The sequence below is a fragment of the Achromobacter sp. Marseille-Q0513 genome, assembly GCF_018195695.1.
Taxonomy (GTDB): Bacteria; Pseudomonadota; Gammaproteobacteria; order Burkholderiales; family Burkholderiaceae_B; genus Achromobacter.
Window position 1 is genome coordinate 1 of record NZ_JAGTJY010000521.1, and the last position, 459, is coordinate 459.

Genomic DNA, 459 nt, shown 5'->3' on the forward strand with positions numbered 1-459 from the left:
CCAGCGACCTGCGGATTAACAGTCCGTCGCTCTACCGACTGAGCTATCGGGGAACTGCTAAGAAACGAGATTATGAACGAAAATTTTGAAGTATGCAAACGCCGGTTTTTTTGCCAGAAAGCGCGTCTCTTGTTTCCCATTGCAAAAAAACTCTGATATGATTTCGGTCTTTCCAGATCAGGCTCTAAAAATCCCGGTCCTGGGAAGAACAAAAGAGCAAGTAGATTTTTTTGCCCGCCACGGGAGTCATTCCAAGGCATCAGGCAAATGGTCTTGCCGGCATAGCTCAGTTGGTAGAGCAGCGCATTCGTAATGCGAAGGTCGTAGGTTCGACTCCTATTGCCGGCACCAGAATTCCAGGAAAAAGCAGCCGCCAGGCTGCTTTTTTCGTTTCCGGGCCCTGCACCGCCGCCAGCGCGCCCTTGCCCGCGCCACCGCCCGCCCGAGGGTTGCCACTAC

The 459-nt window shown here is 53.2% G+C and carries 1 tRNA gene; it reads left to right on the forward strand.

The window, feature by feature from the left end:
• The first annotated feature begins 275 nt into the window (after positions 1–275).
• A tRNA-Thr gene (locus KDH83_RS31580) sits at positions 276–351 on the forward strand.
• Positions 352–459 lie beyond the last annotated feature (108 nt).